Below are 21053 nucleotides of genomic sequence, written 5' to 3'. Positions count from 1 at the left end.
GGAAAGGCGTCCACATGGCGGACACCATCCTCGAGATGCGGGACATCACCAAGACGTTCCCCGGCGTCAAGGCCCTGCAGGGCGTCTCGATCGAGGTCGAGCGCGGCCAGGTCCACGCGATCTGCGGCGAGAACGGCGCGGGCAAGTCCACGCTCATGAAGGTGCTGTCGGGTGTCTACCCGGCCGGCTCCTTCGACGGCGAGATCCTGCTCGACGGCGAACCCGTGCGGTTCGCGAACATCAACGACTCCGAGGCTGCGGGCGTCGTCATCATCCACCAGGAGCTGGCGCTCAGCCCCTTCCTGTCGATCGCCGAGAACATCTTCCTCGGCAACGAGCAGTCCAAGGGCGGCTTCATCGACTGGAACAAGACGAACCTGACGGCCGCCGAGCTGCTCAAGCGCGTCGGGCTGAAGGACAACCCCGTCACCAAGGTCGTCGACCTCGGTGTCGGCAAGCAGCAGCTCGTCGAGATCGCGAAGGCGCTCTCGAAGGAGGTGAAGCTCCTCATCCTCGACGAGCCCACCGCCGCGTTGAACGACGACGACTCCGCGCACCTGCTCGAGCTCATCCGCTCGCTGCAGGCCGAGGGCATGACGGCGATCATCATCAGCCACAAGCTCAACGAGATCAAGGCGATCGCGGACAAGGTCACGATCATCCGCGACGGCAAGACCATCGAGACGCTCGACATGCGGGCCGACGACGTGTCCGAGGACCGGATCATCCGCGGGATGGTCGGCCGTGACCTGTCGAACCGCTACCCCGAGCGCGAGAACCCCGTCATCGGCGAGGAACTGCTGCGGATCGAGGACTGGACCGTCCACCACCAGCTCGACTCGTCGCGCGAGATCATCCACCAGGCCAACCTCAACGTCCGCGCCGGCGAGGTCGTCGGCATCGCCGGGCTCATGGGCGCCGGCCGCACGGAACTCGCGATGAGCGTCTTCGGCCAGTCCTACGGCACCGGCATCAGCGGCACCGTCTACAAGCGCGGCACCCCGATCAAGACGCACACCGTCTCGCAGGCGATCGACAACGGCATCGCCTACGTCACCGAGGACCGCAAGCGGTACGGCCTCAACCTGATCGACGACATCAAGCGGAACATCTCCGGGTCGGCACTCGGCAAGCTCGCCAACTGGGGCTTCGTCAACTCCTCGGAGGAGACCACGGTCGCGACCCAGTTCCTCAAGAGCCTCAACATCAAGGCGCCGAACGTCGACGTCGTGACGGGGAAGCTCTCCGGCGGGAACCAGCAGAAGGTCGTCCTGTCGAAGTGGATGTACGCCGACCCCGACGTGCTCATCCTCGACGAGCCGACCCGCGGCATCGACGTCGGCGCGAAGTACGAGATCTACACGATCATCAACCAGCTCGCCGACCAGGGGAAGGCGGTCATCGTGATCTCCTCCGAGCTCCCCGAACTGCTCGGCATCTGCGACCGCATCTACACCCTCTCCGAGGGCACCATCACGGCCGACGTCCCGCGCGCCGAGGCGACGCCCGAGGTCCTCATGCAGTACATGACCCAGGAACGGGAGACCCCTGTCAATGAACGCGCTTAAGTCCGCCGTCGGCTACCTCACCGGGCAGCTCCGACAGATCGGCCTGTTCATCGCGCTGATCGTCATCGTCATCTTCTTCCAGGTGACCACGAACGGCATCACGCTGGCCCCGATCAACGTCTCGAACCTGATCGTCCAGAACAGCTACATCCTCATCCTGGCCATCGGCATGGTCATGGTCATCATCGCCGGGCACATCGACCTGTCGGTCGGGTCGGTGGTCGCCTTCACCGGTGCCATGGCCGGCGTGATGATCACGCAGTGGAACATCCCGTGGCCGATCGCGGTCGTGCTCTGCCTGGTGGTCGGTGCGCTCGTCGGCGCCTGGCAGGGCTTCTGGATCGCGTACTTCGGGATCCCGGCGTTCATCGTGACGCTGGCGGGCATGCTCGCGTTCCGCGGCGCGGCGCAGATCGTCCTGCAGAACCAGCAGATCTCGCCGTTCCCCGCCGGCTTCCGCTCGCTCGGCTCCGGCTTCCTGCCGTCCTTCGGCACCACCGGGTACGAGCCGCTCACGATGATCCTCGGCTTCGCCGCCGCGGCCGTCATGGTGATCGCCGCGTTCCGCGGTCGCATCACGCGTCGCAAGTACCAGCTCGAGAGCGAGCCGTTCGCCTGGTTCATCGTGAAGACGGCGTTCGGCGCCGTGCTCGTGATCTACGTGGCACTCCTGCTCGCCAGCTACAACGGCACCCCGATCGTGCTCGTCGTGCTCGGTGCCCTCGTGGTGATCTACTCGGTCGTCATGCGGAGCGCGGTGTTCGGCCGCCACATCTACGCGATCGGTGGCAACGCCCTGGCCGCGCAGCTGTCGGGTGTGAAGACGAAGCGCGTCACGTTCCTGCTCTTCGTCAACATGGGTGTCATCTCGGCCCTGGCGGGCGTGGTCTTCACCGGCCAGCTCAACCTGGCGGCACCGGGCGCCGGCAACGGCTTCGAGCTCGACGCCATCGCCGCCGTCTTCATCGGTGGTGCGGCCGTCACCGGCGGCATCGGCACCGTGCCGGGTGCCATCGTCGGTGGTCTGATCATCGGCCTGCTGAACAACGGCATGTCGATCCTCGGTGTCGGCACCGAGTTCCAGTCCCTGATCAAGGGTCTGGTGCTGCTCGCCGCCGTCGCGTTCGACGTGTTCAACAAGCGCCGGGCGGCGTCCGCGCGCAAGTAGCGGTTTCGCTTGGTGAGCAGAAACGGTCGGGTCCTCGATGGGGACCCGACCGTTTCTGCTCACGATCGCGACAGGACGGCCCAACCCCCGGCCGGGAGGCGCAGGGTCCCGTCCCCGAGATCGGCCCCGCCCGCCTCGACCTGCGTCGCGTCGGCCACGGGCACCTCGACGGGATCGTCCGACAGGTTCAGGGCGGTCACCACGGCGGCGTCCGCCGTCGCGGTCCGTAGCACCACGGCGGTGTTGGTCAGGTGCACGAGGTCGGTGTGCGCGCGGTGCAGCCACGGGTTCCGGCGACGCAGGGCGATGAGCGCCTCGTACGCGTGGGTCAGGTCCGTCGGCTCCGGCACCTCGGCCGGGAACTCCGGGCGGACCGCGTCGTCACCGCCCTCGCGTTCCTCCTTCACCCCGGTCCAGCCGTACTCGTCGCCCGCGTAGACCACCGGGGTCCCCGCCACCGTGAACAGCACCGCGGCGGCGTGCCCGGCGAACCGCTCCCCCACCGCGCTCGCGATCCGGGTGACGTCGTGGTTGCCGACGAACGTCGTCGGGGCGAAGGTGGCCAGCAGCGCGTCGTGCCGCTCGATCGCGTGCGCGAGCTCGTGGCCGTTGCGGTCCGCGATGCCGTGCCAGATCCCCTGCCACAGCTCGTACTGGGTCAGCGAGTCCATCGTCGAGTCGCGCGCGATCGCCGCCGCGTCGCCGTGGATCACCTCGCCGCTGAACCAGGCGTCCGGGAACCGCTCCCGCACCCGCGGCAGCACCCGCGCCCAGAACGCCGGTGGCACCGCGTACGCCGCATCGAGCCGCCAGCCGTCCACCCCGCGGTCCAGCCAGTGGGTCATGACCTGCACCACGAGGTCCTCGGTGGCGCGGCTGTCGTGGTCGAGCGCGACGAGGATGTCGTGGCCCTCGAACAGCCCGACGGGCACGGGCTCCCCCGGCTGCCACCCGGACCAGTCGATGGCGAACAGGTCGGCGGTCGGCGCCTCCGGGCCGTGGTCGGACAACGCGCGGAAGGCCGGGTGCTCACGGCCGACGTGGTTGAACACCCCGTCCAGCAGCACCTGCACGCCCCGCTCGTGCGCCGCGGCGACCAGGGCGTCGAAGTCGGCGTCGTCGCCCAGGCGCGGGTCGATGCGGAAGTGGTCGACCGTGTCGTAGCCGTGGGTCGAGCTCGCGAACACCGGGCCGAGCAACAGGCCGTTCAGGCCGAGGTCGACGACGTGGTCGAGCCATGCGGTCAGGCGGTCGAGGCGGTGTTCGAGCGGACGCTCCCCCACCGGTGCCGCGGGGCGGACCTCGGCGCCGACGAAGCCGAGCGGGTAGACGTGCCACCACATCACGTGCTGCACCCAGGCAGGCTCGGACGGACGGGCGGGGACGGTGTCGGGGTTCACCGCTCCGATGCTGCCAGGCGCACCTGGACCGCGTGCGTGGTCGCTGTGCACCGCCCTGCCGAGCAGGACGAGGATGGAGCCATGGGACGGTCGATCAGGACGGAAGCCGATGCGTCGGCGTCGGAATCGGCACACGCCGAGCGCACCTGCGCCTCGTGCGGGCGACGGATGCCGTCGTCGGCGGCGCCCGAGGCGAAGTGGTGTTCCGGAGCCTGCCGCCGACACGGTCTCGACGACACCGACCGGGCTCTGGAGCAGCGCATCGACGAACTGCTCGCGGCACGGGCGCGGACCTCGAGCATCTGCCCGTCCGAGGTGGCACGCTCGCTGGACCCGGACGACTGGCGACCGCTGATGGAGCCCGCGCGTCGAGCCGCCCGCCGCATGGTCGCGCGCGGCGAGGTCGAGATCACCCAGGGCGGGTCCGTCGTCGACCCGTCGACCGCCAAGGGTCCGATCCGCATCCGCCGTCCGCGGTGATCCCGGGCGCCGTGCGCCCACCTCAGGTGCGCTCGTGGACCGTACGGATGAGCCGTTCGAGCGCGGTCACCAGCGCCCGTGTCTTCTCCTGGGTCACACGCGACGTCGAGTACTGGAAGTTCGTCTTCTCATCGGTCAGGCGCTTGAAGTGCAGGCCGGGTCGGGTGTCCGGTGCGCAGGCCGTGTCGAGCAGCCGTCGAGCGGCGGCGTGGTCGTCGCCGAGATGGTGGTGGCCGAGGATCGCACCGCAGATCGCGTCCGACGCCGCGATCCCGCCGAGCACAGCGTTCGCACCGGCGGCCTTCCAGTCCGCGTGACTCGTCGATTCGACGTAGAGGAGCGCGACCTCGACGTAGGACTCCGCTTCGTCTCGGCGCATCGCGACTGCGGCCCTGTCGACGGCGCGCACGCGGGAACCCATCAGATGTACGTCCTGATCTCCTCGCCGAAGACTGTTCGGGCTTCTTCTCGCCACGATCCGACGAGCGGGTCTCCCTCGGCCACGAACCGACGGAGATCAGCGCGGGTCACGTCGAAGACTTGGCACTCGTTGCCGGTCCACCGCCGGACGAGGTCACCGAGGCGGACGACGACGTCCGTGTCGACGGTCTCCTCGAAGACGACGAGGAGGTCCAGGTCGGACGTCGGCGTCGCGGTGCCTCGGGCAACTGAACCGAAGATCGAGACCGAGAGGACCCCGGCCTGCGCCGACGCGACGTACGCCCCGATCCGACGTTCGAGTTCGTCGCCGGCTTCGAGTCCGAGTTCCACCGCCGGCCAGAGCAGGTGTTCCCGGTTGACCCGGTAGGCAGAGTGCTGCAGACCGCGCTCGACCTGCACGAGCCCTGCCTCCTCGAGCTTGTCGAGCGCTCGTTTGATGCCGGTGTGCTGCGGAGCGCCCGCGACCCGCGCAACCTGTCGTCCGGTCATGCCCGAATCGGTCCGGGCGAGGACGCGGAGCGCGTCGGCCTGTGTGGCTCCCAGCAGCGTCGCGAGTGGTTGTGCGAGTTGCATGTCGATTCCTCCGCAGGGAGTGTACCGCTCAACGGTACAAGTGGTGCGTTCCTGTGTACACAGGACGGGCGCCGGAACGCGGTGAGGGAACACGTGTCGCCCAACGTGGGTTGCATCGAGGGATGACTGCAACCGGATCGACCGAACCGACCCCTGCCCGCCGCGAAGCCCTGGTCGTCGGAGCCAGTGGCATCACCGGTTCCGCCCTGGTGCGCCACCTGCTCGACCTCGGCTGGGACGTGACGGCACTCTCCCGCCGACCGCTCGCCGAACAGGGCGTCCGGACCGTCGCGGCCGACCTGCGCGACCCGGAGCGCCTGACGGCCGCACTCGCCGACGAGCACCCGACCCACGTCTTCTTCACCGCCTGGCAGCGGCAGGACACCGAGGCGGAGAACATCCGCGTGAACGGCGGCATGGTCCGCGACCTGCTCGCGGCACTGTCGCACGCTCCGCTCGAGCACGTCGCCCTCGTCACCGGCCTGAAGCACTACCTGGGCCCGTTCGAGGCGTACGCCGCCGGCGAGATGCCCGACACCCCCTTCCACGAGGAGGAGCCGCGCCTCGACACCCCGAACTTCTACTACGCGCAAGAGGACGAGCTCTTCGCAGCCGCCGAGCGCCAGGGGTTCACCTGGTCGGTGCACCGCTCCCACACCGTGATCGGACACGCCGTCGGGAACGCCATGAACATGGGCCTCACACTCGCCGTGCAGGCCACGCTGGCGAAGGAACTCGACCTGGACTTCGTGTTCCCGGGAAGTGAAGCGCAGTGGAACGGCCTGACCGACATGACCGACGCCGGCATCCTCGCCGAGCACATGGTGTGGGCCTCGACGTCACCCGAGGGTGCGGACGAGCCGTTCAACATCGTCAACGGTGACGTCTTCCGGTGGCGCTGGATGTGGCCGCGCCTGGCCGCGCACCTCGGTGTCGACCCCGCGCGCGTGGTGGGCTACGAGGACGCTCCGCGACCGCTCGAGGAGCAGATGGCGCCGTACGAGTCCGAGTGGGCCGGCATCGCCGAGCGCCACGGTCTCGCCGAGGCTGACATCACCCGACTCGCCTCGTGGTGGCACACCGACGCCGACCTCGGTCGAGCGATGGAGGTCGTCACCGACATGGGGAAGAGCCGCGACGCCGGGTTCACGGCGTTCCGCCGGACCGAGCAGGCCTTCGCTGACCTGTTCGCCCGGTACCGGGCGGACCGGCTCATCCCCTGATCGGGGAGGTCGCCGATCAGAAGGCGTACCGGATCCGGCACGACGGCAGGTGCTCGGCCACGAGCTCGCGGAAGCGCTCGACGAGCTGCCCCTTCATGCCGGACCGGTAGCGCACGTTCACGGCACCGTTCTGGGACACCTTCTGCTCCTGCAGGTCCGGACGCCACAGCAGGTCCTCGGCCTTGGGATGCCACCCGAGGTTGACCTCGTGCAAGGGCTGGTTGTGGGTCAGGAAGATCACCTCGGCAGCGAGCTGCGCCTTGGCGGCCAGGGACAGCACGTCGTCGACCTGCCGGAGCAGCTCGGCCCAGGCCGACTCCCACGTCGGCGTGAGGATGACCGGCGAGAAGTTCAGGTGGACCTCGTACCCGGCGTCGACGAAGTCGTTCACCGCGGCGATCCGCTCGGCGATCGGACTCGTGCGGATGTCGGTGACCTTCGCGGTCTCGTGCGGCATCAGTGAGAAGCGGATCCGGGTCCGGCCCATCGGGTCCCAGTCGAGCAGGTCGCGGTTGACGTACTTCGTGGCGAACGAGGCCTTGGCCGTCGGGGTCATCCGGAACAGGTCGCAGAGGTCGCGGACGTTGTCGCTGATCATCGCGTCGACCGAGCAGTCGCTGTTCTCGCCGATGTCGTAGACCCAGGCTTCCGGGTCGCACTGGTTCGGTTCGGTCTTCGGCCCCTGCTTGGCGATGTTCCGAGCCACGTGCTTGGTGATCTGGTCGATGTTCGCGAACACCGTCACGGGGTTGCTGTAGCCCTTGCGCCGCGGCACGTAGCAGTAGGCGCACGCCATCGCGCAGCCGTTCGCGGTGGACGGTGCGATGAAGTCGGCGGAGCGACCGTTCGGCCGGGTCACCAGTGACTTCTTCACGCCGAGCACGAGCGCCTCGGTCTTGATCCGCACCCAGCGCTGGACGTTCCGTTCGTCGCCGTGCACCTCGGGGATGTTCCAGTGCGACTCGACCGGGACGATCTCGGCGTCCGGCCAGCGCCCGACGATCTCCTGCCCGCGCTGCAGTTCGAGCGCGGCCGACTCGGCGTAGATGCGTCGGACGTCGAGCATCGGGCGGACGCGTTCGTGGCTCATCGGATCCTGTCTACCCGGCACCACCGACGGTGCAGACTCGGACCATGACCGCCGAACCCGACGACCACTTCTTCGTCGTGGACGGCCGACGCTGGCGCCGCACCGACCCCGCCCTGCCCGAGGAGCTCGCCGCCGCACTCCGCTCCCACCTGGGGCGCGGGCGCAACGCCGTGAAGACCGCGAAGCGCGCGGGCGACGACGAGGCCCTGGCGGCGGCGCGACACCGGAACGGCCTGGCCAAGCACGGACTGCCCCGAGTGGTGGTCCCGCCCCGAGGCCGACCGAATCGCCGACGCCGAGCGCGCCCTCGCCGACCTGGACGCCCTGCCGTGACCACGATCCGTCCACCTCGACTGGACCGCGCCCTGACCGCCGTCGTCTTCGGCCCGGTGATCATCGGGACCGGAGTCACACTCGTGAGCGTGGCCTTCCTGCCCGGAGCATCGGTAAGGGTGTTCGTCTTCATCCTCGGTGCCGCCTTCATCGCCGGTGGGATCTGGGCGACGTCCAGGACCCGGTACGTCGCCGTGCACCTGTCCGACGACACCCTCCGGTACTCGGGCTTCTTCGTGTCGTGGACGGCACCACGTGCCCAGATCACGACGGTGCTCGACGACGCGTTCGTCGAGTGGCGCGACGATCACGGGGCCGAACACCGACGGCAGATCTGGATGCTGACCCGAGCATGGGAGGACGACGGCACGAAGTTCGCTCCGCTCTGGCGGTGGCGACGCGAGGCACTCCTCGAAGTTCGAGCGTGGGCGGCGGCTCGCGAGGTCCGAAACGTCCCATGACGCCCGCGATGGAAAGCAGAATCGGGCGTACCTGGTCGAAACTTCCGACCAGGTACGCCCGATTCGACCAGGCGGCGCGGCTAGGCCTCGGTGTGCCCCAGGTCGGGCTCGACGAGCAGGCACGCGGTACGGGAAGCGGCGGCGTGCAGTTCGAGCACGACGAGCTCGTTGCGACCGTGGCGGAGCACCGGCCCCGGGATCGCCAGGGTCTGCTGCGGGCCTCGCGACCAGTACCGACCGAGGCAGAAACCGTTGACCCAGGCGACACCCTTCCGGAACCCGTCGAGCGACAGGTACCGGTCGTCCACGGTGTCGAGGTCGAACGAGCCAGCTGCGAACGTCGGTCCGGCGAGCACCTCGCCACCGGTCGGAGCGACCTCGGACAGCGCGGTCACGGCGGCAGGCGCGATGGGGTCGAGGGCGAGCGACGATGCCGTCCACCGGGCAACCGGGACGCCGCCGATCGAGACGCCGCCGATCAGGCCCTTCGGCTCACCGATGCGGATGCCGTAGTCGACGCGGCCCTGGTCCTCGACGAGGAGTTCGAGCGTGCCGGTCACCGGCGGCAGGGCGATGGCGCGGTCGTGGTGCTCACGCTCCAGGACCCCGACGACGACACCGTCGGCCGACACGATCGCTCGGTCGCGCACCTCGGTGCCGACGGTCAGCACCCCTCCGGTGGGCAGGTCGACCTCGGCGCGGTAGGCGACGAAGCCGCTCGCGGCCCCGAGAGCGTCGAAGGTCGGCGGCTCGTCGTGCGCGGACCACGTCGTGAGCGTGGGCAGCAGGGAACGGAGCGACGCGACGCGGTCCAGACGGACGGCGAGGTCCGTGGCGGGGGTGATCCGGGCCTCCAGTCCGTCGCCGGACGCGGCCACGGGACCGAGGCGACCCGATCCACCCGGCTCCATCGTCGCGGGCAGCGGCGGGACGGGCGCGTAGCGCGCGATCACCGAGCGGAAGGCGTGGAACTTCGATGTCGGCCGACCGGCCTCGTCGAGCGGGGCGTCGTAGTCGTACGACGTCGCGATCGGACGGTAGACGCCCTTGTCGTTCGCGCCGTTGGTGAAGCCGAAGTTGGTGCCGCCGTGGAACATGTAGATGTTCACCGAGCCGCCGGCCGCGAGCAGGACGTCCAGGTCCTCGGCGCTGGCGGACGCCGGCGTGGTGTGGTGGTGCTCGCCCCAGCTGTCGAACCAGCCGTCCCAGAACTCCGAGCACATCAGGGGTCCGGTGGGCTGGGCCTGCCGCAGGCGCTCGAGCCGGGCGGCGGAGCGTGAGCCGAACGAACCGGTCTTGTGCAGCGAGGGCAGGGAGCCGTCCTCGAGCATCGTGCCCATCGGCTGGTCGACGCTCGTGAAGGGGACGGTCAACCCGATGTCGCGGTGCATCTGCTCGAGTGCGCGCAGGTACTCGGGGTCGGAGCCGTAGGCACCGTACTCGTTCTCGACCTGCACCAGGACGATGGGCCCGCCCTGGTCGATCTGCCGCGGGACCAGCACCGGGGCCAGGTGCTGCAGGTACGTCCGAACCGCTGCGAGGAACCCGGGCTCGTTGCGCCGGACGCCCACGGAACCGTCCGCGAACAACCAGTACGGCAGCCCGCCGTTCGTCCACTCGGCGCAGATGTAGGGGCCGGGGCGGACGATGGCGTGCATGCCCTCGGCGGCGACGAGGTCGAGGAAGCGGCCGAGGTCCAGGCCACCCGACAGGTCGAACACCCCGGGCGACGGCGCGTGCGCGTTCCAGGCGACGTAGGTCTCGATGGTGTTGAGGCCCATCAGCTTCGCCTTGCGGATCCGGTCGGCCCACAGGTCGGGGTGCACGCGGAAGTAGTGGATCGCGCCGGAGAGGACCCGGTGCGGCTCGCCGTCGAGCAGGAAGTCGGTGTCGCCGATGGCGAAGCGCATGGTGTGGTTCTTTCGTTGCCGGCCGGGCCGGGCGTGGAGCCGAGCCGGGCGTGGAGCCGAGCCGGGCGTGGAGCCGAGCCGGGCGTGGAGCCGAGCCGGGCGTGGAGCGGGGCCGTGCGGACGTGTCCGCACGGCCCCGCGGGGATGCTGTCGAACTACTTCGACGAGACCGTGAAGCCCTGGTCCTTGCCGTACTTGGCGAGGGCCTTCTGCCAGGCCTCGAGGCCGGCGTCGAGCGAGGTGCCGTTCTCGTACGCCTGACCGACGGTGTCGGCGTAGACGCTGTTCGCGTACACCTGGTAGGGCAGGTAGGTGAAGTCGTTGTCCGAGGACTTCGACGCGTCGACGAGCACCTTGTTGATCTGCTGGCCGCCGAAGTACTCCGGCTTCTCGTCGAGGAACGCCGACGAGTCGAGGTCAGCGGTGGTCGACGGGAAGCCGCCGGACTCCATGAAGACCTTCGTGGACTCCTTCGAGGAGTTCAGCCACTTGAGGAAGCCCGCGGCGAGGGCCGGGTTCTTCGACTGCTTCATGACGACCTGGGCGCTGCCGCCGTTGTTCGCGGTCTGGGCGGTGCCACCGTCGTAGGTCGGCATCGGGGCGACGCGCCAGTCACCCGAGGCCTGGGCGACGCCGGACTCCAGGTTGCCGGGCATCCAGGCACCGGTGATCATCGTGGCGATCTCGCCGTTGCCGAGCTGCTTGTACCAGTCGTCGGTCCAGCCGACCGTCTTCGACAGCAGGCCCTGCTCGACGAGCTCGTTCCAGGTGCTCGTCCACTTCTTGGTGCCCTCGTCCTGCAGGTTGATGGTCACCTTGTCACCGTCGGTGGTGAAGGGGGTGCCACCGGCCTGGGCGATCATGCTCGTGGTGAAGCCGGCGTCGCCGGAGTCCGCCGCGATGTAGGCCTTCGGGTCCGCCTCGTGCAGCTTCTTGGCCGCGGTGACGTACTCGTCCCACGTCTTCGGCACAGCGATGTCGTGCTTGTCGAAGACCTTCTTGTTGTAGAACAGCGCCATGGGGCCGGAGTCCTGCGGCAGGCCGTAGACCTTGCCGTCGATCGACACCGAGCTCCAGGTGCTCTTCGCGAAGTCCTTCTCGAGCGAGTCGAAGCCGTAGCTCGACAGGTCGAGCAGCGACTCGGACAGCGCGAACTGCGGCAGGGCGTAGTACTCGACCTGGGCGACGTCGGGGGCGCCCGAGCCGGCCTTGATCGTGTTCTGCAGCTTCGTGTACTGGTCGGCACCGGTGCCGGCGTTGACGAGCTTGACCTTCACCTTGGGGTACTGCTTCTCGAACGCGGCGACCTGGGCCTTCGCCGACGGGGTCCACGACCAGTAGGTCAGGGTGCCACCGTCCTGCAGGGCCTTGTCGATGTCGTCGGCCGATCCGCCGGAGCCGGAGCCGCCGGAGGCGCACGCGGCGAGGGCGATCGCGGCGGTGACGCCGATGGCGAGGGCGCTGAGCCCGCGCCGGAGACGCTTGTTCATGGGAGTGCCTTTCACTTCTTCGTGGAGGGGGTGGTGCTGCTGTGTGCCGGACCGGTCGGCGCGTGGCGGGGTCGCCACGGGCCTCCCGTCCAAGGGGTCAGGCCTTGACCGACCCGGCCGCGAGGCCGGACTGCCAGAAGCGCTGGAGGAAGAGGAACGCGACCACGATCGGGATGATCGTGAGGAGCGATCCCGTGACGACGAGGTTGTAGATCGGCTGCGCGCCGGACCCGGTGGCCTGCGCGTTCCACTGGTTCAGGCCGACCGTCAGCGGGTACCACTTCGGGTCGCTCAGCATGATGAGCGGCAGGAAGTAGTTGTTCCAGGTGGCGACGACCGCGAACAGCAGGACGGTGACGACACCGGGCGCGAGCAGGCGGAGCGCGATCGTGAAGAAGATGCGGAACTCACCGGCACCGTCCATGCGGGCGGCCTCGAGCAGTTCCGCCGGGATCGCGTCGACCGCGTAGGTCCAGATCAGGTACATGCCGAACGGGCTGATCAGCGAGGGCAGGATGATCGCCCACGGGGTGTTGGTCAGGCCGACCTGCGAGAACAGCAGGAAGGTCGGGACCGCCAGGGCCGTGCCAGGGACCGCGATGGCACCGAGGACGACGGCGAAGACCGCGCGGCGACCGGGGAACTGGAACTTCGCCATGCCGTAGCCCGCGACGGTGGCGAGCAGGGTGGCCCCGCCGGCACCGACGACGACGTAGAGCAGCGTGTTGCCGAACCACTGCAGGAAGATGCCGTCGTTGTACGTCAGCGTGTCGACGATGTTCTGCCAGAGGTTGAAGTCCCCGCCGAACCACAGACCGAACGTGGAGAGCAGCGACGCCTGCGTCTTCGTGCTGTTCACGAGCAGGTAGAACAGCGGCGCGAACGAGTACACGACGAAGACGACCATGACCGCGGTGAGCAGGCCGGAACGCTTCGGCTTGCGTCCGCCTTCCGCGGTGCGGAGCTGCCTGGAGGCGCGGATCGAGCGGGTGCGCGGCGCACGTTGCGTCGTGGTCGCCTCGGTCACCGTGGCCGCTGCGGGCCCGGCGGGGTGCTGGATGGTGCTCATCGGTTCTCCTCGCGGGTGCCGCGGACCTGGACGACGTAGGCGATCACCGCGGTGATCACGCCCATCACGATCGCGACCGTGGCGGAGTAGTTGAACTGCTGACCGCTGAAGGACAGCGAGTAGGCGTACATGTTCGGGGTGAAGGCGCTGCCGATGACGTTCGGGGCGAGCGTCTTGAGCAGGTTCGGCTCGTTGAAGAGCTGGAAGCTGCCGATGATCGAGAAGATCGTGGCGATGACCATCGGGCCGCGGAGCGCCGGGAGCTTGATCGAGAAGACCGTGCGCATCGGGCCGGCACCGTCGAGCTCGGCCGCCTCGTACAGCTCACCGGGGACGGTGCGGAGTGCGGCGTAGAAGATCAGCATGTTGTAGCCGAGGAACTCCCACGTGACCACGTTGCCGATCGACGTCAGGACCCAGCTCGGGCTGAACGGTTGCAGGAGGTCGATGCCGAGCGCGTCGTTCGCGGCGCCCGTCAGACCGAACTGGTTGCCGTAGATGAAGCCCCAGATCAGGGCCGCGACGACCCCGGGGACGGCGTAGGGCAGGAACACCGCGATGCGGAAGAAGCTCGTCCCCCACAGTCGGGCGCTGTCCAGGGCCAGGGCGGCGACGAGCGCGAGGCCGAGCATGATCGGCACCTGGACGACCAGGAAGATCGCGACCCGCCCGAACCCGGACCAGAACTTGGCGTCCTGGAAGAGCTGCACGTAGTTGGCGAACCAGACGAACTGGTTGCCGCCGATGAGCTGGTCGCGGAACAGGCTGAGCCAGAGCGCGTAGCCGATCGGCACGATGAGCATCAGGACCAGGACGACGACGAACGGGCCGACGAACAGCCATCCGGTGAACCGTCCCCGCGGCTTGGGGCGGCGGCCGGCGGGGCGCTCGGCGGTGGGGCGCGGTGCTGCCTCACCGGGGCGCGCTGCGAGCGTGCTCATGTGACTCCTTCGTCTGCTGCGTTCGGGTGGTCGATGTCGGCGGCTCGGCCCGGGCCGGATCAGGGTGTCCGGGCGGTCACCGATGTTGACGTCAACATCGAACGACGCGACGATAGCATGGCAACGTCAACATGCGCTAGCGTCCGGGGAGGCCGACCGCTCGGCCCCTCGATCCGGAAGGAGCGCCAGCGTGACGATGGAGTCCCCCGCCGGCACCCGCCGCGCCCCCTCGATGGCCGCCGTGGCCGACGCCGCCGGGGTGTCGATGCAGACGGTCTCACGCGTCGCCCGGGGCTTCGACAACGTCAGCCCGGAGACCCGCGACCGCGTCCAGCGCGCGATGGAGTCCCTCGGCTACCGGCCCAACCGTGCCGCCCGCGCCCTGCGCTCCGGCCGCTTCCGCACCATCGGCGTGATCATGTTCACGCTCGCTTCCTTCGGCAACATGCGCACGCTCGAGGCGATCGCCGACGCCGCCGGGGTCGCCGACTTCACGATCACCCTGCTGCCCATGGCCTCGCGCACCGAGGCCGGCGTCCGCTCCGCGTTCTCGCGCCTGCACGAACAGGCCGTCGACGGCGTCGTGATCATCATCGAGTCGCACATCATCGACACCGCCGAGGTCGTGCTGCCCGACGGCGTGCCCATGGTCATCATCGACTCCACGGGCAGCACCGACCACCCCGCGATCGACACCGACCAGGCCGACGGCGCCCGGCAGGCCACGCAGCATCTGCTCGACCTGGGGCACGAGACCGTCTGGCACGTCGCCGGGCCGGAGTCGTCGTACTCGGCCGCCCGTCGCCTCGCCGCGTGGCAGGACACCCTGACGCGCGCCGGTCGCCCGGTCCCCCCGGTGTTCCGCGGCGGCTGGACGACCGAGCACGGGTACGAGGCCGGGCTCGAGATCGCCGCACGACCGGAGATCACCGCGGTGTTCGCCGCGAACGACCAGACCGCCCTCGGGGTCCTGCGCGCCGCACACGAGTCCGGTCGCCCGGTGCCGTCGTCGCTGAGCGTGGTGGGGTTCGACGACTCCCCCGAGTCCGACTCGTTCTGGCCGCCGCTGACCACCGTGCACCAGTCCTTCGACGAGGTCGGCCGCCGAGCGGTCGCGAACCTGCTCGCCCAGATCGACGGCGAGCGGGTCAGCGTCGCGGCCGACCTGGTGCCGGTGCGGCTCGTCGAGCGGGCGAGCACTGCCGCGCCGCCGGCGCGCTGACGCGGCGCGCGCGAGGCGCGGCGCGTTTCGCGCTCAGCGACAGTCCACGCGCGCGCGTTCCCGTGAGGTGTCGCCCAGGCCGTGGAGTCACCACGCGCCGGTCGGGAGGCCCGGTGCCAGGCCGCCACGGGCCTCCCGACCGCCGCGCGGGCCACGTCACGGGCCCAGCGACAGTCCACGCGCCCATCAGCCCGTGAGGTGTCGCCCAGGCCGTGGAGTCACCACGCGCCGGTCGGGAGGCCCAGTGCCAGGCCGCCACGGGCCTCCCGGCCGCCGCGCGGGCCACGTCACGGGCCCAGCGACAGTCCACGCGGCCGTCACCCCGTGAGGTGTCGCCCACCCCGTGACCTCGCCCCCGGCGCGCCCGCCGCGCACGCGCAACGCGCAGAGGACGTCGGGCGCGAGCGCCCGACGTCCTCTGTGCTCACTCGACGCCCGCCGTGGCGTGCGCCGAGGCGTCTTGTCAGCCGATCGAGACGGCGGTCCAGGAGACCGGCGGGAGCTCGATCGTGACGGTGTCGCCCTCACGGCGGACCGACTCGTTCGTGCGGAGGCCCACGCGCGAGGTGTCCTCCAGGTCGTTCACGGCGTGCAGGTCGTCGTCCCAGACACCCTCGGCGTGGACGTCGCCCGTCGCACCGATGCCGGCCAGGTCGATCGTCACCGTGGTCGACTCGGACGGGTGGCGGTTGATCAGGAAGACCGCGGCCTTGCCGTCCTCCGACACGGTGGCCGCGGAGTCCACGACCGGGACCTCACCGTGCTTGCCACCGTCGACCGTGTCACCCGAGGCCTTGACCTGCAGCGAGGTGCCCTGCGCCAGGCGCGAGGTGACCGAGAACGGGAAGAACGTCGTCTGGCGCCAGGCCGGGCCACCGGGCTCGGTCATGATCGGGCCGATCACGTTGACGAGCTGGGCGAGTGAAGCCGAGGCGACGCGGTCGGCGTGGCGGAGCAGCGAGATGAGCAGGCCACCCACGACGACGGCATCGGCGACGGTGTAGACGTCCTCGAGCAGACGCGGGGCGACGGGCCACTCGTCGAGCGTGAAGGTCTTGGCCTTCGCCTCCCACTTCTTGATCGACCAGACGTTCCACTCGTCGAACGAGATGTCGATGCGCTTGTCGGACTTCTTCTGCGCCTGGACGTGGTCGGCGGCCGTGGTGACCGTCTTGATGAAGTGGTCCATGTTGGCGCCGGAGGCGAGGAACGACGGCAGGTCGTCGTCCTCCTCGTAGTAGGCGTGCGCGGAGATGTAGTCGACGTCGTCGTAGGTGTGCTCGAGGACGGTGCGCTCCCACTCGCCGAACGTCGGCATCGACGCCCCCGAGGAACCGCAGGCGACGAGCTCGAGGTCGGGCTGGATCTGCCGCATGGCCTTGGCGGTCATCGCGGCGAGCTTGCCGTAGTCGTCGGCGTTCTTGTGGCCGAGCTGCCACGGGCCGTCCATCTCGTTGCCGAGGCACCACATCTTGATGGCGAAGGGTTCCTGGCGACCGTTCGAACGACGGTATTCGGACAGTGCGGTCCCGGCGTCGATGTTCGCGTACTCGAGGAGTTCGATCGCCTCCTGCGTGCCGCGGGTGCCGAGGTTCACGGCGAGCATGAGCTCCGAGCCGACCTGGTCGAGCCAGTGCTGGAACTCGTGCAGGCCGACCTCGTTCGTCTCCGTCGAGTGCCAGGCCAGGTCGAGGCGGCGGGGGCGCTGCTCGACGGGGCCGACGCCGTCCTCCCACTTGTAGCCGGAGACGAAGTTGCCACCGGGGTAGCGGATGGCGGAGACGCCGAGTTCCTTGACGAGTTCGACGACGTCCTTGCGGAAGCCGTGCTCGTCGGCGGTCTCGTGGGTGGGCTCGTGGATGCCGTCGTAGACGTGGCGGCCGAGGTGCTCGACGAACCCGCCGAACAGGCGACGTCGCACCGGCCCCACGGTGAACGCGGCGTCGAGGACGAGGTGTGTGCGGGGCATGGATCTCCTTCGATCGTGGCAGTGCGGTTCGTGCGGGGAGCGGGTGGGGCCACGGACGGGAACCGAAGCGGGCCGTCACGAAAGTGAGCGCTCACCTGACAGAAACGCTACCGGGTTCCACGCCGTCGCGAAAGGGGTGGCGGATGCCGGGAGCGAGCGCTAATGTGAGCGCTCACGGAGCACCGGAAGGTCGTTCCGTGTCCGGAGCAGCAGTGCTCCGGGTCCGGAGCAGCGATGCTCCGGCGGGAGCACCGACCCTGTTCCCGAGCCCGGCCCATCCCGATGGAGTGATGCCATGCCGATCCCACCCGCAACACCCGCGTCGCGCCTCTCGCGCCGGGGCTTCCTCGCCGCCGGTGCAGCGGCCGCGACGGTCCTGCCGCTCGCCGCCTGCTCGAGCCCCCTCGCCGCCGGCCTCGCCGGAAGCGCACTCAACCCCGAGACCCTCGTCTTCTGGAACCTGTTCGGCGGCGGCGACGGCGTCCGCATGCAGGCCATGGAGGACGGCTACGCGAAGCAGCACGGCGGCTCGAGCGCGCTGCAGGGCACCACGTTCGCGTGGGGCAACCCGTACTACTCGAAGCTGACACTGGCGACCGTCGGGAACAAGCCGCCGGACGTCGCGGTCGCGCACCTGACCCGCGCGAAGCCACTCTGGGACGGTGACCTGCTCGACCCGATCACGTCCGACGACCTGGCGAGCGTCGGCCTGAGCGCCGCCGACTTCAACCAGAAGGCCTGGGCGGCGCAGAAGACCGACGGCAACAACATCGCGGTCCCGCTCGACACCCACCCCTTCGTCCTCTTCTACAACGTCGACGTCTGCAAGAAGGCCGGCCTGATCGACGGCGACGGCAACCTCGTCGACCTCAACGGCATGGACAACTTCGAGAAGGCCCTCGCCGCGGTCGCCAAGGTCACCGGCGGCACGGCGCTCAACGTCGCGAACGTGGTGCCGGAGACGGCCACCCCGTGGCGCTTCTTCTGGACCATGTACAACCAGCTGAAGGACGCCACCCCGTTCATCAGCGACGGCGGATCGAAGCTCACCGTCAACGAGGACGCCTACAACGAGGTCACGAGCCGGACCCAGAAGTGGGTGAAGGAGGGCTGGCTGAACAAGGCCCTCGACTACGCCACCGCGCAGTCGCTCATGTTCGACGGCAAGGCCGGCTTCTTCATGCAGGGCGAGTGGGAGATCAGCACCGCGCAGTCGATCAAGGGCCTGAACTTCGGCATGGCGCCGATCCCCCAGCTCTACGACAAGCCGGCGACCCAGGCGGACTCGCACACGTTCGTCCTGCCGAAGAAGGCCCGCACGCCGGAGCAGCGCAAGCAGCACATGCTCTTCATCAAGCAGATGCTCGAGCAGAGCCTGACGTGGGCCGAGGGCGGGCACGTGCCGGCCTACATCCCGACGTTCGACAGCGCCGCGTACAAGAAGCTCACGCCCCAGTCGAACTACGCGGCCGCAGCCGAGACCGCCGTGTTCGACGACGCCGCCTGGTACGGCGGTTCGGGTTCGACGTTCGAGGGCACGGTGGGTGCCCAGCTCGCCCTCGTGCAGCAGGGCAGCTCGTCCCCCGCGCAGGCCCTCAGCGCCATCAAGTCGCAGCTCGCGACGTACCTCAACACCCCGAGCCCCCTGTGACCCGGCACGCAACCGCCCGGCCGGACCACCCCGGGCAGACGACCCCCGCGATCGCCGTGAACACCGCGCGAAAGGCACGATGACGTGACCACAGCACCTGTCCTCGACCGGCCGACCGACGCGGCCACCGCGCCGCGTCTCCGCCGGAACCGCTCCTACGGCTCCAGCGTGAACCGCGGCCAGGGCCGCAGCGGCTGGCTGTTCCTCGCCCCGTTCGGCCTGTTCTACGTGGCCTTCCTGCTCGGCCCGACGGTCTGGATGATCGTCACGAGCTTCTTCAACACCTCGACCGTCCGCACCGGGCTCGGCAGCTTCGCCGGGTTCGCGAACTACGCCGAGATGCTCGGGCGCAGCGACTTCTGGTCGTCGCTCTGGCACACGCTGCAGTTCACGCTGTACACGACCCCGCCGCTCGTCATCCTGGCGTTCGTCTTCGCCGTGCTGACGAACCGGATGAACCGCGGGCAGTGGTTCTTCCGTCTGGCGTTCTTCCTGCCGTTCATCCTGCCGTCGGCGACGATCTCGCTGATCTGGGTGTTCATCTTCACGCCGAGCACCGGTCTGTGGGCGAGCCTGCAGTCGGCGATCGGCATGACGCCCGGCTCCGGCATGCTGTCGAGCCCGAACACCGCCATGATCGGTGTCGCGATCGCCACCGTGTGGTGGACCCTCGGCTTCAACTTCGTGCTCTACCTGGCCGGTCTGCAGGAGATCCCGCGCGAACTGTACGAAGCAGCCGCCGTCGACGGTGCGTCGAACTGGCAGCAGATCAAGTCGATCACGCTCCCCCTGCTCGGCCGCACGACGACGCTGGTCGTCCTGCTGCAGATCATCGCGAGCCTGAAGATCTTCGACCAGGTCTACCTGATGACGAACGGCGGGCCGGGCATCTCGACCCAGGTCTCGCTGCAGCTCATCACCGGCGTCGGCTTCACCGACAACCGGCTCGGTGCCGCATCGGCCGCGTCGGTCCTCCTGTTCATCGTGATCGTGGCGATCGCGGTCATCCGGCAGCTCGTCGAGCGCGCTGCCGCCAAGCGAGAGATCGGGGCCTGACATGACCGCCACCGAGAGCATCACCACCGGCCGCAAGCTCCGCACCGGCGTCTCGTCCGCCGCTCCCACGAGCGCCGCGAAGATCGGCGTCAGCGGTCGTGGCTTCACGATCGCGTCGGGGATCGTCCTGACGATCTTCGCGATCATCTGGCTCATCCCGAGTGTGTTCGCCCTGAAGACGTCGCTGTCCGACAACGGCGTCGCCGCCCTCGGCGCGAACGCGATCCTGTCGAACTGGAACCCGACGCTGCACTCGTACTCGTCGCTGTTCCAGGCCGGCGACATCTGGAACTGGTACCTCGCCAGCGCCATCACGAGCGTCGTCACGGCGGCACTCACCGTGCTGTTCGCGTCGATGGCGGCGTTCGCCCTGTCGCGGCTGGTGTTCCGCGGCCGCAACATCGCGTTCCTGCTCATCATCCTCGGGATCATGATCCCGACGCAGGTGCTGATCATCCCGATCTTCCAGGAGCTCAACGCGGTCGGCCTGCTCAACACCTACTGGTCGGTGATCTTCCCGCAGGTGCCCGCCGTGATCGCGGTGTTCATCTTCAAGCAGTTCTTCGACGGCATCCCGAAGGAGCTCGAAGAGGCGGCGCGCATCGACGGCGCCGGCATCTGGAAGGTCTACTGGTCGGTCATCCTGCCGCTGTCGCGTCCGGTGATCGCAGCCGTGACGATCCTGACCTTCGTCGGGGTGTGGAACAACCTGCTGCTGCCGCTGTTCGTGCTGTCCAACCCGGACCTCATGACGATCCCGGTCGGGCTCGCCACGGTCCAGGGCAGCTTCGGGCAGCGCTACGCCGACATCCAGGCCGGTGCGATCCTGGCGGCGCTGCCGCTGATCATCCTCTACCTGATCTTCCAGAGGCAGATCGTGGAGGGCGTGACGGGCTCGGGCCTCAAGGGCTGACGCCACCCCGCCACGGACGGGAGGCCCGGTGCCAGCTGGCACCGGGCCTCCCGTCCGTCCGTTGGTCGCGTCGCGTGCGCGGCGCGGCGCGGCTG

Annotated in this window: 18 protein-coding genes; 9 read left to right on the top strand and 9 right to left on the bottom strand. The window is 69.2% G+C overall.

The features are described 5' to 3' along the window. The first annotated feature begins 14 nt into the window (after positions 1-14). A complete protein-coding gene (gene mmsA, locus BR70_RS0111345; RefSeq protein ID WP_027466161.1) occupies positions 15-1568 on the top strand; it encodes a multiple monosaccharide ABC transporter ATP-binding protein in 1554 nt (517 codons plus the stop codon). Further along, positions 1555-2736, top strand: coding sequence for a multiple monosaccharide ABC transporter permease (mmsB, locus tag BR70_RS0111340; RefSeq protein WP_027466160.1), 1182 nt, complete (start codon positions 1555-1557; stop codon positions 2734-2736). The genes mmsA and mmsB overlap by 14 nt, the downstream gene beginning before the upstream one ends. 59 nt (positions 2737-2795) lie before the next feature. Here the strand turns inward: mmsB and BR70_RS0111335 are convergent, their stop codons facing one another. Beyond that, positions 2796-4136, bottom strand: a complete 1341-nt coding sequence (locus tag BR70_RS0111335) for an alpha-amylase family protein (protein WP_231495695.1) — start codon at positions 4134-4136, stop codon at positions 2796-2798. An 81-nt stretch (positions 4137-4217) separates the two neighbouring features. On the opposite strand from BR70_RS0111335, the gene BR70_RS0111330 reads away from it, so the two are divergent. Next, positions 4218-4616, top strand: coding sequence for a DUF3253 domain-containing protein (locus BR70_RS0111330; RefSeq protein ID WP_027466158.1), 399 nt, complete (start codon positions 4218-4220; stop codon positions 4614-4616). 22 nt (positions 4617-4638) lie between these two features. Here the strand turns inward: BR70_RS0111330 and BR70_RS20655 are convergent, their stop codons facing one another. Next, positions 4639-5025 carry a hypothetical protein gene (locus BR70_RS20655; protein ID WP_155896870.1) on the bottom strand — a complete coding sequence of 129 codons (387 nt, stop codon included), beginning with the start codon at positions 5023-5025 and terminating at the stop codon, positions 4639-4641. Between the two features lie 11 nt (positions 5026-5036). Further along, positions 5037-5630 carry a nucleotidyltransferase domain-containing protein gene (locus tag BR70_RS22390; RefSeq protein ID WP_027466157.1) on the bottom strand — a complete coding sequence of 198 codons (594 nt, stop codon included), beginning with the start codon at positions 5628-5630 and terminating at the stop codon, positions 5037-5039. Positions 5631-5752: 122 nt separating this feature from the next. Between BR70_RS22390 and BR70_RS0111315 the strand changes: the two genes are divergently transcribed. Continuing rightward, positions 5753-6853, top strand: coding sequence for an SDR family oxidoreductase (locus tag BR70_RS0111315; protein ID WP_027466156.1), 1101 nt, complete (start codon positions 5753-5755; stop codon positions 6851-6853). A 16-nt stretch (positions 6854-6869) separates the two neighbouring features. Here the strand turns inward: BR70_RS0111315 and BR70_RS0111310 are convergent, their stop codons facing one another. Continuing rightward, on the bottom strand, positions 6870-7943 hold the full coding sequence (locus tag BR70_RS0111310) for a spore photoproduct lyase family protein (protein WP_027466155.1): 1074 nt from the start codon (positions 7941-7943) through the stop codon (positions 6870-6872). 44 nt (positions 7944-7987) lie between these two features. On the opposite strand from BR70_RS0111310, the gene BR70_RS23945 reads away from it, so the two are divergent. Further along, on the top strand, positions 7988-8737 hold the full coding sequence (locus BR70_RS23945) for a hypothetical protein (protein WP_442854636.1): 750 nt from the start codon (positions 7988-7990) through the stop codon (positions 8735-8737). Positions 8738-8817: 80 nt separating this feature from the next. Here the strand turns inward: BR70_RS23945 and BR70_RS0111295 are convergent, their stop codons facing one another. The 4 genes from BR70_RS0111295 to BR70_RS0111280 form a co-directional block, all read right to left on the bottom strand. Next, positions 8818-10647, bottom strand: coding sequence for a glycoside hydrolase family 35 protein (locus BR70_RS0111295; RefSeq protein ID WP_027466153.1), 1830 nt, complete (start codon positions 10645-10647; stop codon positions 8818-8820). A 155-nt stretch (positions 10648-10802) separates the two neighbouring features. Beyond that, on the bottom strand, positions 10803-12137 hold the full coding sequence (locus tag BR70_RS0111290) for an ABC transporter substrate-binding protein (RefSeq protein WP_181242986.1): 1335 nt from the start codon (positions 12135-12137) through the stop codon (positions 10803-10805). A gap of 97 nt (positions 12138-12234) precedes the next feature. After that, positions 12235-13206, bottom strand: a complete 972-nt coding sequence (locus BR70_RS0111285; protein ID WP_027466151.1) for a carbohydrate ABC transporter permease — start codon at positions 13204-13206, stop codon at positions 12235-12237. Continuing rightward, positions 13203-14147: a carbohydrate ABC transporter permease gene (locus BR70_RS0111280; protein WP_027466150.1), complete on the bottom strand. Its 945-nt coding sequence runs from the start codon at positions 14145-14147 to the stop codon at positions 13203-13205. Before BR70_RS0111280 ends, BR70_RS0111285 begins: the two co-directional genes overlap by 4 nt. Before the next feature lie 196 nt (positions 14148-14343). Here BR70_RS0111280 and BR70_RS0111275 point away from each other — a divergent pair, with 196 nt between their 5' ends. Then, the gene (locus BR70_RS0111275; RefSeq protein ID WP_035808788.1) at positions 14344-15369 is read left to right on the top strand and encodes a LacI family DNA-binding transcriptional regulator; all 1026 of its coding nucleotides are present in this window, start codon (positions 14344-14346) and stop codon (positions 15367-15369) included. Between the two features lie 463 nt (positions 15370-15832). Here the strand turns inward: BR70_RS0111275 and arfA are convergent, their stop codons facing one another. Further along, positions 15833-17338 (bottom strand): arabinosylfuranosidase ArfA, encoded by a 1506-nt coding sequence (gene arfA, locus BR70_RS0111270; RefSeq protein ID WP_027466148.1) that lies wholly within the window; start codon positions 17336-17338, stop codon positions 15833-15835. 295 nt (positions 17339-17633) lie between these two features. Between arfA and BR70_RS0111265 the strand changes: the two genes are divergently transcribed. The 3 genes from BR70_RS0111265 to BR70_RS0111255 all read left to right on the top strand — a co-directional run bounded on the left by BR70_RS0111265 (position 17634) and on the right by BR70_RS0111255 (position 20958). Next, positions 17634-18989: an extracellular solute-binding protein gene (locus BR70_RS0111265; protein WP_027466147.1), complete on the top strand. Its 1356-nt coding sequence runs from the start codon at positions 17634-17636 to the stop codon at positions 18987-18989. Positions 18990-19073: 84 nt separating this feature from the next. After that, complete coding sequence (locus BR70_RS0111260) at positions 19074-20045, top strand: carbohydrate ABC transporter permease (RefSeq protein ID WP_027466146.1); 972 nt, start codon at positions 19074-19076, stop codon at positions 20043-20045. Position 20046: 1 nt separating this feature from the next. Then, a complete protein-coding gene (locus BR70_RS0111255) occupies positions 20047-20958 on the top strand; it encodes a carbohydrate ABC transporter permease (RefSeq protein WP_027466145.1) in 912 nt (303 codons plus the stop codon). The last annotated feature ends 95 nt before the right edge of the window (positions 20959-21053 follow it).

The sequence above is a fragment of the Curtobacterium sp. UNCCL17 genome, assembly GCF_000686685.1.
GTDB classification, from domain to species: Bacteria; Actinomycetota; Actinomycetes; order Actinomycetales; family Microbacteriaceae; genus Curtobacterium; species Curtobacterium flaccumfaciens.
This window is presented reverse-complemented; position numbering and strand designations above follow the sequence as displayed.